The organism is Thiofilum sp., assembly GCF_016711335.1.
In the GTDB taxonomy this organism is placed as follows: Bacteria; Pseudomonadota; Gammaproteobacteria; order Thiotrichales; family Thiotrichaceae; genus Thiofilum.
Window position 1 is genome coordinate 1 of record NZ_JADJTF010000001.1, and the last position, 15,491, is coordinate 15,491.

The following is a 15,491-nucleotide window of genomic DNA, read 5'->3' on the forward strand; positions in this document are numbered from 1 at the left end:
AAATAAATCAAACGCTTCACGCTCGTACCAATTAGCTGATGACCAAACCTTAATCAAAGACGGAATACGCGGAAAGCGATCACTCTCACACCAAGTCCGTACTCGAATACGTTGATTTTTCGTGACTGACAATAAATGCACTACTACCGCAAAGCGTCCGGGGAATTGCTCTGGCACTGTTAATTCGACCGCTTCCTCTTCTGCAAAATCAAAAGGGTCTGGATCATTAGAGGTTTGTACTGCGCGACTGAAGCCGCTACCCGTAGCATGGGTTACATCCCACTCACTATTGCCATAAGCGAGATAGTCCACCCCACACAAATCAATCAACTGCTCAAACTGTGTGGCATTGTCATAGCGGAGGAAATTACAGACTTCTAACCATTGCTCAGGAGGCACATCTAAGGTCAGCTCATTTAAGACTAATTTGGAACGTAAAATACGTGCACCCAAACCATCCTTTAAATACTCATTGAGTTTCTCTAAGTAATTCATAGTCAGGGCTACCGCGCAATCGTATTAGTACGACGAATTTTATTTTGTAACTGGATAATGCCATAGAGCAATGCTTCCGCTGTAGGCGGACAACCGGGTACATAAATATCGACAGGAATAATACGATCACAACCCCGCACTACTGCATAGGAATAATGGTAATAGCCCCCACCATTCGCACACGACCCCATAGAGATAACCCAGCGCGGTTCCGCCATTTGGTCATAGACTTTACGTAAGGCTGGCGCCATTTTATTAGTGAGTGTCCCCGCTACAATCATTACATCCGATTGGCGCGGACTAGGACGAAATACAATACCAAAGCGATCAAGATCATAACGCGATGCACCCGCATGCATCATCTCAACCGCGCAACAGGCTAAACCAAAGGTCATGGGCCACATCGAACCTGTCCGCGCCCAATTGATCAACTTATCGGCTGAGGTGGTGACAAACCCTTTTTCTAGAACGCCTTCTATTCCCATTCCAGCGCTCCTTTTTTCCATTCATAAATAAAGCCAACAATTAAAATGCCAAGAAAGATAGCCATAGCCCCTAAACCAGCCATGCCAATCTCTTCTAAAGCCACAGCCCAAGGAAATAAAAAAGCGATTTCAAGATCAAAAATGATAAATAGGATAGCAACGAGATAATAGCGCACATCAAACTTCATCCGTGCATCATCAAAGGCATCAAAGCCACATTCAAACGCGGAATCTTTAGCAGCATCGGGGCGGCGGGGTCCCATCAATAAACCTAAACCTAAGAGCACTACAGCTAAGGCTAGACCAACCCCTAAAAACAATAAGATAGGTAAATACTCTGCTAACATGATCACTCCTAGTGATGCTGCAATCCAAATGTTGGGGGCAACAATAGTATTGACTATAAAGAGAACTCGTAAGACTGCCTATTCATCTGTATAGATAGACATCACTGACTCTTAGAGCAGCCCTAATATACCCTATTTTATATAGGCTATTATGCTTTTATCCAGCCCAGCTAACTTACGGTAAGAGATGTACCGTTTGGTATATCCAATAGACGCTAACATAACAATAAACGCAGCTAAATATAAGTTAGTGAACCTAAAAAAACTAGCGTACTTACCTCCTTCTCACTCAGTCATGACAGGTTAATGACAGCTTAAGACCTTAGACTAAGCACCAAGGCACTACTTTGGCCTGACGTGTCGTGAATATATGTCTAAGAGGAGAATCTAATGAAACGTTTAGTACTGGCAAGCGTACTTGCCCTCGCCTATTTGAATCCTTTCTCAGCCTTTGCCGCTAATCCTGAAAAACCTGAATGTGTGGCTCCAGCCAAACCGGGCGGTGGCTTTGACCTTACCTGTCGTATTATTCAAACCGGCATGTTAGAAGCTAAAACCCTTGAAACACCTATGCAAGTGACCTTTATGCCAGGTGGCATTGGTGCAGTTGCTTATAACCTATTTAATACCACACGTACCGATGATCCTAATGCGGTTGTAGCTTTTTCAAGTGGTTCTTTACTCAATATTGCTACCGGTAAATACGGTGAGTGGACTGAAAAAGATGCGCGTTGGGTCGCTATGGCAGGAACGGATTACGGTGCGGTAATTGTTAAAGCAGATAGCCCCTATACTGACCTCAAAGGCCTGATGGAAGCACTCAAGGCAGATCCTGCTAGTGTGGTAGTCGGTGCAGGTGGCTCGGTTGGCTCGCAAGATTGGATGAAAGCCGCATTACTAATGAAAGCAGCCGGTGCTGACCCGAAAAAAATGCGCTATGTCGCTTTTGATGGGGGTGGTGAGTCTATCGCAGCTTTACTCGGTGGCAATATTGGCGTCTACACCGGCGACATCGCGGAAATGGCGGCACATTTAGAAGCTGGCACGATGCGCGTTTTAGCGGTCATGCACAGTGAACGTCTTGGTGAACCTTTTGACAAAGTACCGACCGCTAAAGAGCAAGGCTATGATGTGCAATGGGCTATTATTCGTGGCTATTACATGGGCAAGAATGTATCGGATGATGCTTACAATGCTTGGGTAGAGCTATTTAAGAAAAGCTATGAAAGCGATGCGTTCAATAAGACGGTTAAAGACAAAGGCTTATTTAAGCTCAATTTAGCTGGCAAAGAAATGGAAGAGTATGTCATGCAAGATGTGGCTAAACTGCGCACTATTGCAACGGAAATGGGCTTACTAGAAGCACCTAAATAATTAGGGAGTAACTCACTATGGCAGACAGAATATTTGCCGCCATTACTCTCCTAGTAGTAGTGGCGTATGGATGGGCAGCTTTTATGCTGATTAAAGCGCCCTTTCAATATGACCCTTTAGGTCCTGAGTCTTGGCGGCGTATTCTGTCCGTCATTGCGGGCTTATGCTGCCTTTGGATTATCTTTAAACCCGATGTTGCTCACTTTGATATTACCCATAATGCTTTAGTACGTATTACCCTGATGGTTTTACTACTGATTGGTTATGCTTATCTGTTTGAACATTTGGGCTTCATTTTGGCTACGGCTGGTTTTTGTATTGGAGCTGCCTACTTATTAGGAGCAAAACCCGTATCAGCCCTCATTTTTGGTGTGGCTACGGGGATTATAGGTTATGTAGTAGGTGCTAAATTGCTCGCTCTTAATCTACCTGCTGGCATTTTTAAAGGCTTGTTCTAAGAGGATTATGCGATGGATGTTATTTTATCCGGCTTAGGTCAAGGCTTTGCCGTTGCCTTACAACCCTTCAACTTATTTTTAGTTCTGATCGGATGCTTTTTGGGCACTCTGATTGGAGCGTTGCCGGGCATTGGTCCAATTAATGGGGTCGCCATTTTATTACCGATTGCTTATGGCTTAGGTTTCCCCCCTGAATCGGCATTAATTTTATTGGCCGGTATTTATTACGGTGCTGAATATGGGGGACGTATTTCCTCTATTTTGCTCAATGTACCGGGGATGCTGGAGCGGTAATGACTACCTTAGATGGTAGCCCCATGGCTAAGCGCGGCGAGGCAGGTCGAGCATTATCTTTATCCGGTGTAGCCTCTTTTGTGGGCGGTTCTATATCGATTATTTTAATGACACTTTTTGCCCCTGCTTTAGCTGCTTTTGCGGTGCAGTTTAGCCCCGCTGACTATGTGGCTTTAATGGTATTTGCATTCACCTCCTTAGCTTCATTAGTGGGTAAAAATGGTATTAAAACCCTTTTAGGGGCAATTATAGGATTAATGATTGCTTCTATTGGTATTGATGCCAATACGGGTGTGATGCGCTTTACTTTGGGCAGCCCTGATCTGATGGCGGGGATTGACTTTCTTGTCATAGTAATTGGTCTATTTGGCATGGCGGAATTACTCCATCTAGTAGAATCCTATGCACGCGGAACTTTAAAAACGCTCCCCGTTGATAGCACCTTTGTTTCATGGGCCGATCTTTTTAAAGTTAAATGGGTAATGCTGCGCTGCTCTATTATTGGCTTTATTGTAGGGGTATTACCCGGAACGGGTGCATCAGTGGCGTCTGCGGTTTCCTATGGGACAGAAAAACGCTTAGCGGGTGAGTCTGGCAAGAGCTTTGGTACGGGTGATATTCGTGGATTAGCCGCTCCTGAGTCAGCTAATAATGCCTCTGCAGGTGGCGCTATGGTTCCTATGCTCACCTTAGGGATTCCGGGGTCTGGTACGACGGCTATCTTATTAGGCGCGTTATTACTGTTTAATATCACCCCAGGCCCTATGTTATTCCAGCAAAAGCCTGAAATTGCTTGGGGTCTTATTGCCTCGATGTATATCGGTAATGTGGCTTTATTAGTGATTAATCTACCGCTTGTAGGACTATTTGCTCGCTTACTCACCATACCACAACAATATCTCACACCTATGATTGCTGTGTTAGCATTCATTGGGGTTTATTCGGTAGTGGGTAACCCTTTTGATCTATATCTAGCTGTCGGTTTAGGGGTATTAGGTTGGGTGTTAAAGAAACTAGAGTTTTCATTAGCTCCGGTCATTCTAGGCGTAGTATTGGGTCATTTATTTGAAGACAACTTACGCAGAGCACTCTCTATTTCAGGAGGGGATTGGTCTATTCTAGTGCAATCGACTAATAGCATTATACTCTATGTCTCTGTACACGACAAAACCACTAACTTATTGATTTAGCATGTTTGTCATGGAGATGGTGAAAGTCCACCGCTCCTATGTTTTACTCTCTAGTTACCACACAGGAGAGCAAAATGGATCTGAGCGATGGACTACGTGACAGTTTAAAAGCCCACTTGAGTTGGGGCAAGCCCCGTTTGGATTGTTTTGTGGGAATGCTGCATACTTTGCTGAGTGCGCGACAAATGAATTTGGCGTTGTTGGCGGTACACATAGATTCTGACACCGACATTGGTTCCCGCTATCGACGGATGCAACGCTTTTTAGCCAAGTGTTCTTTAATTACAATGACATTGCCCATTTTCTTATGGGAATGTTCGCCTTTAGTGGTCAACAATACTACCTCACACTCGACAGAACCAACTGGAAATGGGGCAAATCCAACCTCAATCTCCTGACTTTGGCGGTTGTTTACCAAGGTGCGGCTATCCCCGTTTACTGGATGGTGTTGAACAAACGCGGTAATTCTAACCAACGTGAACGTATTGCCCTGCTGCAACGATTTATCAGCCAATTCGGGCGCAACAACATCTTGGGTGTGTTGGCTGACCGTGAGTTTATTGGTGGTCAATGGTGGAAGTGGTTGTCTTCCAAAGAGATTCCCTACTTGATTCGTATCAAGGGTAATCAGTTGATGACCGACAAACACAAAAAAGAGGCGCATGTCCGCTCGCTGTTTGCCAACCTCAAGCCGGGTAAACGGCGCGTTCTCCGTCACCGTCGCGACGTTAGCGGGGAATGGGTTTGGCTCAGTGGCTCAAAGCTGCCCAGTGGTGAGTTGTTGATTATCGCCAGCAACCACTACACGGCTGATCCCATTGGCACTTATCGGCTACGTTGGGAAATTGAAAACCTGTTCCAATGCTTGAAAGGGCGTGGTTTTCACATGGAAGCCACTCACTTCACCAAACCCCTCGCATCAAAAAGATGATGGCGTTGCTTGCCATTGGCTTCTGTTGGGCGCACAAAGTCGGCGAATGGAAGGAAAAAGCCGTCAAGCCTTTGAAGACGAAAAAACATGGACGCAAAGAGCAAAGTGTCTTCCGTTACGGCTTGGACTACTTGACCGATTTATTGAATGGAAGGGTACGGGAAAAAGTGGATAGGCTTAGGCTGCTGCTTCTGTTCCTTTGTCCACCACAATTCATGGCGATCGAGGATGGACGGATGAAACTCAGGCGATTTTCTTTTGAAAAAGATTCAATGAGTTAAGCGAATTGTCGTGTACAGAGACTCTATGTATTTGCCGTACTGGTCGTGGCTTTACCCATTGTTATTAGCCGTGTTATGCGAGCACGTCAGTCACAACGCCCTTAACTAATGTAGTATTATCAATATAATTATGAAGTTACCTTCCCGCATCATTTCGCAAACACTACTATTGGGTTTGTTAGGTGCGGGACTAGGAACACTACTCAAGCTCCCCGTCGCTCCCCTGCTGGGGAGTGCTATTTTAGTGTCTATTGCAACGCTGGCGGGGCTTAAGACCGCTAGCTCGAATCTGTTACGCAATATCAGCTTTGTGGTTTTAGGTTGCTCGCTAGGCAGTGGGATTACACCGGAAAATCTAGCGCTGGTGGGACGTTGGCCTCTAAGCTTACTGGCGCTTACTATCACCGTTATCTTAATGATGTATGCCAATACTTGGCTCTTAGCACGATTCTATGGGCATAGTGTAGAAACAGGTTTACTCGCCTCCAGTCCGGGCGCCTTGTCCTCGGTCATTGCTTTAGCACAAAGTGGTTACGGTAATGAACGCGCCATTATTGTCTTGCAGGGATTACGCCTGATATTAGTCATGGCGGTTTTACCTGTGATTATTGGAGGCTTAGATTTACAAGGCACTAATAATACTGCTGCACTACAGGGGGTAATGGCTTATGCACTATTACCTAGTTTATTTGCCAGTGCTTTTCTATTGGCTTTAGTCCTAGACAAAATTCACTTCCCTGCTGCTTATATTATGGCGGGCTTAGCTCTCAGTGCTTTAGGGCATGGCACTAGCCTCATTAAAGGTATCATGCCACAACCGCTTATTGTGGCTGCCTTTATTGTAATCGGTAGCAGTGTAGGTACTCGTTTTAACGGTATGCAACGCCATGAGTTAAAGCTCTACACCGGAGCTGCGATAGCGAGTGTCACATTAAGCAGTATCATTGCGGCTATGATGGCTTATGGGGTCGCCCTATTATTGCAATTACCGTTTGGACAGGTATGGGTTGCTTATTCTCCGGGGGGCGTTGAGGCGATGGCGGCGGTGGCAATGGCTCTACACTACGACCCTGCTTATGTAGCTATACATCATCTATCACGTATTGTGGGGCTGGTGCTCACGTTACCGTGGATTATGACTTGGCTGAAGCGTAGTTCTTAGGCTCAATAGGGCATTACCATCACCCGCCCTACCATGCCTGCTCCATATTGACCAGGTTGTAAGGAAGCAAAATCCACATTGCCTACCTCCGTAAATTGCCAAATCAACTCTCCACTGTGTCCGGGGGCTAACGTCAAAAGTGGATTGACAGGAGTACTAGGCTCTAGCACTAATTGCTGTGCTAAAGTGCGTAAGGGAGCACTTTGCCCTAGAGTCCAGTCTTGTTTCACTAAGCCTCGGTTATGAATCACAAAGCGGATGGTTTCATTTTGCCTTACCATAATCAGATTAGGCTCATAGCGTAATGAATCCAACATGGTAATTTCGACCACACGATCCACATAAGCCGCCTCACCATAGCGCCCAATCGCTGGAGCACTATAATGATCTTGTGCGGAGCTAAAGCTAGGTATTTTGCTTAAATGACGGCTTGATGAGGCAACGGTTGCCTGTGGTGGTACAGAAGTGAGTATTGTGGGTTCTAGGGGTGCTTGACCTGTTAACTCTGCACCGACTAGCTGTTCTAACTGCTCACGCTCAGCCGCTTGAGCCACTACTTGTTCAGGGGTGGGAAGTGGACTTGGTATAAATTGAGTTGTTAAAGCAGTACTAGAGTCATTAGAGGCTGGTGCATGAGGATGATTTACGGTAGAGACCAGCGTAGGAGAATCATGGACTATAGTCTGAGGGTTTAACGCGACAGGGTTAATGTCTTGCTGTTCATGGGCTAAGGGGTCAGGATAGGCTTTAAAGTACTGATGCGCGGCTAAAGACCCCGCCCCCACTAATACTACAGCAGCGGAAGCATAACTTTTCCAATGCCCTAACGTGTCTTGCTCCACACTCCACAACAAAGCCACTAATGACATAATAAAACCTAAGGGCACTACCCATAAGCTACGATCCGGTGAATCAGGAAAGTGCTGTAATCCTCCGGTAAATAATCCCAAGCCAATAGCTAACACAGTACCTAGGATTAAGGATTTGATTAAACCATTATGATTGAAACGCTCCGCAGTAAAATACTCAATCATTTGTCCCAAAACGAAAAATACTACGCCAATGCCTGCGGTCATCAAGGAACGAGTATTGCTAAAAGCGCCATGACTGACAGCACCGGCAATAAAGCTGATGCCGATATAACGGCACAACATCGCAATATGTTGTAAAGACAATGTAGTAGATGAACCCGCAAACATACCAACCCCTGCACTATCATTATTACTATGCAATGAGGATAATCTGTCCTCATTTTTAATAACTCAGATTGTGCCGCTAAGTGGGTAGTTAATAAGAGCAGGTTTTGTGCTAACGGCTATAGTTAGCAGACTGAAATCGGAGTGTTTAGTAATAGCCGTGCACTTAATAGCTTTTGAGTATTAAGAATCTTTTTTCACCGTCACCGCGCCCCTCATGCCTGCTTCAAAATGTCCGGGCTGTAAACATGCAAAATCCACTGTACCGGCTTGAGTAAACTGCCAAATGATTTCACCCTTTGCTCCCGCTTCTAGCGCTACCATATTAGGATCATTGTGCTCCATATTGGGAAACTTAAGCATTTGTGCCGCATGCTCTTTTAAGAATGCTGGATCACCTAAAGTCAGCTCGTGTTTTAATTGCCCTTTATTTTCCACAATCAAAAGTACTGTTTCACCTTCTTTAACATTAATAGAGCTAGGCTCATAACGCATCGTGTCATCCATAGTCACATGAATAACGCGCTCGACCTTAGCTGGATCACCTGCTTGACCAATAGCACTAACTTGGGTTCCATGGTCGTGTGCACTGTGATCGTGGGCTGAGTGGTCATGAGACGGAGTAGCGCTCGTATTGCTAGCTTGTGCTACGACTGGTGCAGATGGCGCTACATGATCATGAATTGAGTGATCGTGTGCGGCTGATTCTTGCCCTGTAGTAGATTCTTGTGTGACTACCTCACCATGACTGTGACCACCATGATCATCTACCCAAGGGTTCGCTGTAAAATACTGATGTGCCCCTAATGAAATCGCCCCTACCACCACAAACGAGGCGGCTGCATAGCGCTTAATATTACCCGTGAGTTGCTCCTTATTCATCCAAATCAAAGCCGCTAAAGTCATAGCAAAACCCAGTGGTACGACCCATAAACTACGCTCTGGTGAATCGGGGAAATGCTGCAAACTTCCCGTAAAAAAGCCCATCCCTATGGCTAAGAGTGCGCCTAATAACAGCGATAACCCCAAACCTCTGGTATCTCCCTTTTGGCGTGTCTCAATAAACTGCCCTATGAGAAACATAACAACCCCAATACCCGCCGTCATTAGGGAGCGCAAACCCGAAAACACGCCATGACTCACTGCCCCTGCGACAAAGCTAATGCCAATATATTTGCAAATCATCGACAAATGTTGACTCGCAAAACTACCTTGGTGCGCTGGCTCCGTACTTGCCATAGTGGACTCCTATTTAGATGGATAGCTTAATTTATAAGCCCAATGTTGGGACTTTAGCCAGTCAGTATTGTGAGTTATCAAGGTTGATTGTCAATTATCCCACTAAAGTACTCCCCTATTGTCATACTTGACTTTCAAGGGTCTGCCCTGCATAACCCTTTCCATGCATACATCTTTTTTCTAAGGTAACAACATGACTCATATCGCCGTGATTGGTGCAGGTTTTGCGGGACTAACCGCGATTCGCACCCTGCGCAAACTAGACAAAACCATTGATATTACCCTCATTTCACCTAAAGGCCGAATTACATTACCTGCCTAGTACCATCTGGATTCCTAGCGGCTTACGGACTCGTGAAGATGTGGTGATTCCACTCGATAATTTTCTCAAACGTATGAATGTGCAATTTAAAGCCGCAAAAGTAACGGGCTTAAAAGACGGTGGACGCACTATCGAAACCGATCAAGGTATGGTCACTAGCGACGGCGTTATTATTGCCTCCGGTGGACAATTTATAAAAAAGCTCCCGGCATTGAACACGCTATTACGCCCTGTGAAGGGGTCGATGCAGCGGAAAAAATCCGTGATCGTTTAAAAGCACTGCAAAGCGGCACGATTGCTATTGGTTTTGCAGGTAATCCTAATGAGCCTACTGCGATGCGCGCGGTGCCGATGTTTGAATACCTATTTGGCATTGATACCTTATTACGCAAGCAAGGTCGCCGTGACCAATTTAAATTAGTCTTTTCAGTCCCGCAGAGAAACCCGGTAATCGCTTAGGCGAAAAAGCGGTAGCAGGCTTAATGGCTGAAATGGAAAAGCGCGGTATAGAGCGTCATTTAGGACATAAAATGAAAGGCTTTGAGGCGAATAAAGTCAAAACCGAGGGTGGTGAATTTGCTGCTGATTTGATTTTATTTATGCCGGGTATGACGGGTAATTCGTGGTTTGATAATAGTGAATTACCGCGCTCTGCGGGCGGTTTAGTACAAGCCGATAAGCATTGTAAAGTAGCAGGCTTGGATAAGGTTTATGTGGCGGGCGATTCGGGTAGTTTTCCGGGACCTGATTGGATGCCTAAACAAGCGCATATGGCGGACTTACAAGCAGAAGCGGCTGCAAAAAATTTACTAGCTGAAATCAAGGGTAAACCTGCCGATCATACGTTTAAAGTCGAGCTGATTTGTATCGTGGACTCGAATGAAAAAGGTATGTTGATTAAACGCACTGAGACAGGTAGCACACTATTACCTAATTGCCGTGCATTCCATTGGGCAAAACGTGGCTTTGAAAAAGTATATTTGCGCAAATACCGTTAATGCACTTGAGCAGGGTTAGGTATTTAACACGCCTAATCCTGCTCAATGGCAAAGCCGACAATATTACGTGTGACCTTACTAAACTCCACACCAATTAAGTATAAGGGCTGATTCAATGCCCGATACTTGTCCGCATAGCGCTTGTCATGGATTTGTCTAAGCGCTTCGCCCTCTGAGCTATGCTCAAGCACTTTGAATTCAAATAAGTAAATGCGCCCGCTGAATTTCACCGCCATGTCTAGACGCCCCAAGCTCGAACTATCTTCGACTATGGTGTCAATCCCTAGCGCGGCAAAATGGGAGTAAAAAATGGAAGCATAGTAGCCTTCATACTGCGCTAATACCCCTCGGCTGCTGTCATACCATTGATGCGGAATACTGGCGAAAAAGGCGTGGAATAAGCCTTGGAGTTCTTCTACCGCATTACGTTGCAGGATTTTAATCAGGTTAATACGATTGCGTAGAGCCAAGCTTTCATTCACCCCATAGGCACTCAGTAGGCTGCTATTGAGACTGCTTTTCACTTCATGATTGGGGTAGCCCAAGGTGTAAAACCAATAGCCGAGCAGGGGTTGTTCGACTTGATGAATAGTTAAATAGCCCGTTTGAAACAACAGCGCTTCATTACTGATATGGTCAATATCAAAGGCTGAGAGTAGGGCTTCATCGGATTGGAGTTGTTCTAAATTGGGAGTGAAGAATTGATTATTGGCTAGGTGGCGAATCAGGAAGGTGGGTGTTCCCGTTTCAAACCAGTAGTTTTTAAATTCGCGGCGATCAAACAGATTGAGGACATCAAAGGGATTATAAACGCCCTCCCCTAGCCAGTTATATCCGTTATACCAATAGCGAATACTGTCTCGGTCTAAGCCCTCCAACTCTGGGGCAAACACGGTGTCTATATCCTGATCGGTATACCCGCATAGGGTGCTGTAGCGTTTATCAAGAGTAATATCTTTGAGGTTGTTCAAGCCCGAAAATAAGCTCACCTTGGAGAATTTAGTCACTCCGGTCAATAAACTAAATTTGATCTTGGCGTCATAGTCTTTGATCGTACTGTAAAAACCGCGTAGAAAATCTCGATTCGCACTCGCTAATTCACGATTTTCGAGCGCGTCTAAGATGGGTTTGTCGTATTCATCGATTAGAATCACTAAGGGTAAATTGGTTTGCTCGGTCAACCTATCAATCAAATCCGCAAAACGCCCCCCCACATCCTCTAATCGCGGTGGCATATCTAAAATACGCTCAAAATAACTTAATTGCTGATGCAGCGACTCTTTTAATGCAGAATGAACATTATAATTATTACGCCCAAAACTAAAGCGTAGTACTGGATATTGTACCGACCAATCCCATTGATCGTGGATGGCTAAGCCTCTAAATAGAAGTTCATTGCCTTCAAACAGTTCTTTAAGCGTATCCAGAAATAGGCTCTTACCAAAGCGACGCGGACGGGAGAGAAAATAGTGTTTACCTGACTCTATCAGACTAAGGGCTAACGCGGTTTTATCGACGTAGTAATAGTTATTTTCACGAATTTCGCGGAAGGTTTGAATACCGATGGGCAATTTTTTACGTGCTGTCATGGTGAGCTAAGACCTAATTGGACGTAAGCCTAGTTTAGCACGCTTCTCTAGGGCGCTAACTTTCTTTACTATCCCACTAAACTATTAGCGAGGATAGCTATGCTTAGTGCACAACAACTCAATACCTTTTTATCCCATGAATTCCCACAATGCCCAGCCGTAGTCGAGCAAGTCGGTGAGCGCAGTAGTACGGTGCGCTATAAAGTCGATGTTTCCGCATTGCGTCCGGGAGGCACGGTATCAGGACCTACCATGATGTTACTCGCCGATGTAGCCTTATATGCAGCCATTTTAGGAACTATTGGTTTAGTGCCTCTAGCCGTTACCACCAATCTCAATATTAATTTTTTACGTAAACCTCAGGCAGATAAAGACCTAATTGGCGTTTGTACCCTACTTAAATTGGGTAAAGTGCTGGCAGTGGGTGAGGTGAGTATTTATTCAGAGGGTGAAGACGAACCTGTTGCCCACGCAGTAGGTACTTATTCTATTCCGCCCAAGCAATAAACTGCGAATTACCGTAAGCTCTAACTCAATGCTTCTTTCTTGAGACACTATCATGACCGCTAGACACGCTGCTGCTCTACAAGCTTTTGCTGATCATTTTGGCAAAGACTTCTCCACGAATCTTACTACTCGCCAACAACACGCCCATACTCAGACTTGGCTGACTAACCAACCGGCGGATGGGGTGTTATTGGCTCATAATAAGCAGATGCTCATTGATGCGGTTAAACTGGCGGCGAACTATCAGTGTCCCATTATTCCTTTTGGAATTGGTTCGTCTTTAGAGGGTCATGTCAATGCACCGCTCGGTGGGGTGTGTATTGATCTATCCACTATGAATCAAGTACTCGAAATTCACGCTGAGGATTTAGCAGTTACCGTGCAACCCGGCGTTACGCGAGAAGCGCTTAATCAAACTTTACGTCATACAGGACTATTTTTCCCCATTGATCCTGGGGCTAATGCGACCTTAGGCGGTATGACCTCCACCCGTGCCTCAGGCACTAATGCAGTACGCTACGGCACAATGAAAGATGTCATTTTAAATCTAGAGGTGATCACGGCTACGGGTGAAGTGATTAAAACCGCCAGTCGTGCCAAAAAAAGTGCGGCAGGCTATGACCTCACACGCTTATTTATAGGTGCTGAGGGGACTTTAGGCTTGATCAGTGAATTAACCGTCAAAGTGTTTGGTCGCCCTGAAGTAGTCGCAGGTGGAGTATGTGCTTTTCCTAGTGTCAATGCCGCCTGCCTTGCCGTGATTCAAACCATTCAATATGGTATTCCGGTGGCACGTATTGAGTTGCTGGATGAATTACAAGTCAAAGCGTGTAATAACTATTCCAAACTCACTATGCCTGAACAACCCACGCTATTTGTCGAATTTCATGGTAGTGCCTTGGGGGTAGCAGAACAGGCTGACACCTTTGCCGAGATTGCGAAAGAACACGGCGCTGATACTTTTAATTGGTCTAGTGATGAGAGCCAATTATCTCAATTATGGAAAGCTCGCCATCAAGCCTATTTTGCAGTGCAATCGTTGCGCCCTGACTGTAAGCCTTGCGCCACCGATGCCTGTGTACCGATTTCAAGATTAGCCGATTGTGTAGCTGAAACCCGCGCCGATATTGAAGCAACAGGTTTAATTGCGCCTATAGTTGGGCATGTGGGTGATGGTAATTTTCATGTGTCGCTATTGATTGATGTAAACAACCCGCATGAGATTGAAAAGGCTGAAAGCTTCATGGCTCGCCTGAGCGAACGTGCTATTAAAATGGGCGGCACTTGTACGGGCGAACATGGCATTGGTCAAGGTAAACAAAAGTATTTAAGTGCTGAATTAGGAGAGAACACAGTGGAAGTGATGCGCCTGATTAAACGAGCACTGGATCCACACAATATTATGAATCCGGGGAAGATTTTTAGTCTTTAATGTAATACCTCTTTAATGCATATCAAGCTAAGCTGCTTTCTAAGGATAATGGGTAAGGGTTAACAGACCGTTTTGTCGCAGGGATGCGACAAAGAGCGTACAGGGATGTATTCACCGCGTGTCTGTTAAGCCTTACCCATTAGCCGCCTAGTGTACCACCAACCAATCACACCTCTAAAAATCGAGGCATTAACTCCACTAAATTGCACGGTTTATGACGGCTATCGAGTTGATGCACAATAATATGATCCCATCCGTCCTTACAAGCCCCCGGAGAGCCGGGCAAACTAAACAACACCGTACCATTAGCTAATCCAGCAATAGCTCTCGACTGTAAGCTAGAGGTCTTGATCAAGTTATAAGAAATCTGACGGAATAGCTCTCCAAATCCCTCAATTTCTTTGTCGTACAATACCTTAAGCGCTTCTGGCGTCACATCGCGTCCTGTTAAGCCAGTGCCTCCGGTAGTAATCACCGCATGAATCTCAGGATCAGCAATCCATTGCGACACAATGGCACGCAGCACATAAATATTGTCGGGAGCAATATGCTTAGCTGCCACCTGATGACCTGCCGCCTTAATACGTTCACACAATACTTGACCCGAAGTATCGTTTTCTTCAGTGCGTGTGTCGGATACTGTTAAGACCGCAATATTAATCGGTTTGAATGCGGCATTGGGGGAGTATGTGACATGAAAGGCTCCAAACATATAAATAACTCAGCATCATGTCATGGAGAAAGGAAGCCTGCCAATAGGCTCATTAGCAGACTCAAGAAGGAATGAAGCTATTCAAAAAGAAAGGGTAGTAGCAACCACTCTAGCCACTACCCTAGGGGCTTCGTCCCTGAAACCGAAGGGCTTCCATAAGCGGAGAAACAATACAAACCAACAAGATTATTACCCTAAGGTGAGAAATAAACTTAATTAGTATAATTTAATAACCCTTAAGCACGTTTAGCCTTTGATTTTTTAATTACTTTTTTAGCCTTAATATGTTTAGCAGGCTTTTTAGCAACAGATTTCTTTTTAACTTTGTGCTTTTTAGCAACATGACCCTTTTTCATGACTTTAGCTGTGGGTGATTTAGTCATAGTGCTAGAAGCTGCTTGAACTGAACTCATGCCTAATGCGGTAGCTAATGTAACTGCTAATGCCAGTGTTGCCATTTTGATTTTCATTGACTATTC

The 15,491-nt window shown here is 45.1% G+C and carries 19 protein-coding genes and 1 pseudogene; 12 read left to right on the plus strand and 8 right to left on the minus strand.

What is annotated here, in order from left to right:
* From IPL34_RS00005 to ndhC, 3 genes are all read right to left on the minus strand, one after another.
* Positions 1-495 (minus strand): NADH-quinone oxidoreductase subunit C (locus IPL34_RS00005; protein WP_296835772.1); only part of this gene is annotated, 495 nt, incomplete at its 3' end.
* A gap of 8 nt (positions 496-503) precedes the next feature.
* The gene (locus IPL34_RS00010) at positions 504-980 is read right to left on the minus strand and encodes an NADH-quinone oxidoreductase subunit B family protein (RefSeq protein WP_296835775.1); all 477 of its coding nucleotides are present in this window, start codon (positions 978-980) and stop codon (positions 504-506) included.
* A complete protein-coding gene (gene ndhC, locus IPL34_RS00015; protein WP_296835778.1) occupies positions 971-1,327 on the minus strand; it encodes an NADH-quinone oxidoreductase subunit A in 357 nt (118 codons plus the stop codon). Before ndhC ends, IPL34_RS00010 begins: the two co-directional genes overlap by 10 nt.
* Positions 1,328-1,717: 390 nt before the next feature.
* Between ndhC and IPL34_RS00020 the strand changes: the two genes are divergently transcribed.
* The 7 genes and pseudogenes from IPL34_RS00020 (at position 1,718) to IPL34_RS00050 (ending at position 7,017) form a co-directional block, all read left to right on the plus strand.
* The gene (locus tag IPL34_RS00020) at positions 1,718-2,701 is read left to right on the plus strand and encodes a tripartite tricarboxylate transporter substrate-binding protein (protein WP_296835781.1); all 984 of its coding nucleotides are present in this window, start codon (positions 1,718-1,720) and stop codon (positions 2,699-2,701) included.
* A gap of 17 nt (positions 2,702-2,718) precedes the next feature.
* Entirely contained in the window at positions 2,719-3,159 is a 441-nt protein-coding gene (locus IPL34_RS00025) for a tripartite tricarboxylate transporter TctB family protein (RefSeq protein WP_296835783.1), read from the plus strand.
* A 12-nt stretch (positions 3,160-3,171) separates the two neighbouring features.
* Positions 3,172-4,643, plus strand: a pseudogene (locus IPL34_RS00030) (tripartite tricarboxylate transporter permease).
* Between the two features lie 74 nt (positions 4,644-4,717).
* On the plus strand, positions 4,718-5,041 hold the full coding sequence (locus tag IPL34_RS00035; RefSeq protein WP_296835786.1) for a hypothetical protein: 324 nt from the start codon (positions 4,718-4,720) through the stop codon (positions 5,039-5,041).
* Positions 4,957-5,574 carry an IS4 family transposase gene (locus IPL34_RS00040; RefSeq protein WP_296835789.1) on the plus strand — a complete coding sequence of 206 codons (618 nt, stop codon included), beginning with the start codon at positions 4,957-4,959 and terminating at the stop codon, positions 5,572-5,574. Before IPL34_RS00035 ends, IPL34_RS00040 begins: the two co-directional genes overlap by 85 nt.
* On the plus strand, positions 5,571-5,855 hold the full coding sequence (locus IPL34_RS00045) for a hypothetical protein (RefSeq protein ID WP_296835791.1): 285 nt from the start codon (positions 5,571-5,573) through the stop codon (positions 5,853-5,855). The genes IPL34_RS00040 and IPL34_RS00045 overlap by 4 nt, the downstream gene beginning before the upstream one ends.
* A gap of 130 nt (positions 5,856-5,985) precedes the next feature.
* Positions 5,986-7,017, plus strand: a complete 1,032-nt coding sequence (locus tag IPL34_RS00050; protein WP_296835793.1) for an AbrB family transcriptional regulator — start codon at positions 5,986-5,988, stop codon at positions 7,015-7,017.
* 2 nt (positions 7,018-7,019) lie between these two features.
* Here the strand turns inward: IPL34_RS00050 and IPL34_RS00055 are convergent, their stop codons facing one another.
* Both IPL34_RS00055 and IPL34_RS00060 read right to left on the minus strand, forming a co-directional pair.
* On the minus strand, positions 7,020-8,216 hold the full coding sequence (locus IPL34_RS00055) for a hypothetical protein (protein WP_296835795.1): 1,197 nt from the start codon (positions 8,214-8,216) through the stop codon (positions 7,020-7,022).
* A 180-nt stretch (positions 8,217-8,396) separates the two neighbouring features.
* On the minus strand, positions 8,397-9,452 hold the full coding sequence (locus IPL34_RS00060; RefSeq protein WP_296835797.1) for a cupredoxin family protein: 1,056 nt from the start codon (positions 9,450-9,452) through the stop codon (positions 8,397-8,399).
* A gap of 193 nt (positions 9,453-9,645) precedes the next feature.
* On the opposite strand from IPL34_RS00060, the gene IPL34_RS20695 reads away from it, so the two are divergent.
* From IPL34_RS20695 to IPL34_RS20705, 3 genes are all read left to right on the plus strand, one after another.
* A complete protein-coding gene (locus IPL34_RS20695; RefSeq protein ID WP_366931010.1) occupies positions 9,646-9,774 on the plus strand; it encodes an NAD(P)-binding protein in 129 nt (42 codons plus the stop codon).
* 40 nt (positions 9,775-9,814) lie between these two features.
* Positions 9,815-10,048, plus strand: a complete 234-nt coding sequence (locus IPL34_RS20700) for a hypothetical protein (protein ID WP_366931011.1) — start codon at positions 9,815-9,817, stop codon at positions 10,046-10,048.
* A 208-nt stretch (positions 10,049-10,256) separates the two neighbouring features.
* Positions 10,257-10,772 (plus strand): FAD-dependent oxidoreductase, encoded by a 516-nt coding sequence (locus tag IPL34_RS20705; RefSeq protein ID WP_366931012.1) that lies wholly within the window; start codon positions 10,257-10,259, stop codon positions 10,770-10,772.
* A gap of 32 nt (positions 10,773-10,804) precedes the next feature.
* Here IPL34_RS20705 and IPL34_RS00070 read toward each other — a convergent pair whose 3' ends face one another.
* Positions 10,805-12,361, minus strand: coding sequence for an ATP-binding protein (locus IPL34_RS00070; protein ID WP_296835802.1), 1,557 nt, complete (start codon positions 12,359-12,361; stop codon positions 10,805-10,807).
* Between the two features lie 99 nt (positions 12,362-12,460).
* Here IPL34_RS00070 and IPL34_RS00075 point away from each other — a divergent pair, with 99 nt between their 5' ends.
* Together IPL34_RS00075 and IPL34_RS00080 are read left to right on the plus strand one after the other, a co-directional pair.
* Positions 12,461-12,868, plus strand: coding sequence for a PaaI family thioesterase (locus IPL34_RS00075; RefSeq protein WP_296835805.1), 408 nt, complete (start codon positions 12,461-12,463; stop codon positions 12,866-12,868).
* Positions 12,869-12,920: 52 nt separating this feature from the next.
* Positions 12,921-14,300, plus strand: a complete 1,380-nt coding sequence (locus IPL34_RS00080) for an FAD-linked oxidase C-terminal domain-containing protein (RefSeq protein ID WP_296835808.1) — start codon at positions 12,921-12,923, stop codon at positions 14,298-14,300.
* A gap of 166 nt (positions 14,301-14,466) precedes the next feature.
* On the opposite strand, the gene moaB is transcribed toward IPL34_RS00080, so the two are convergent.
* Entirely contained in the window at positions 14,467-15,012 is a 546-nt protein-coding gene (moaB, locus tag IPL34_RS00085; protein WP_296835811.1) for a molybdenum cofactor biosynthesis protein B, read from the minus strand.
* 236 nt (positions 15,013-15,248) lie between these two features.
* Positions 15,249-15,482, minus strand: coding sequence for a hypothetical protein (locus IPL34_RS00090; protein ID WP_296835815.1), 234 nt, complete (start codon positions 15,480-15,482; stop codon positions 15,249-15,251).
* Positions 15,483-15,491 lie beyond the last annotated feature (9 nt).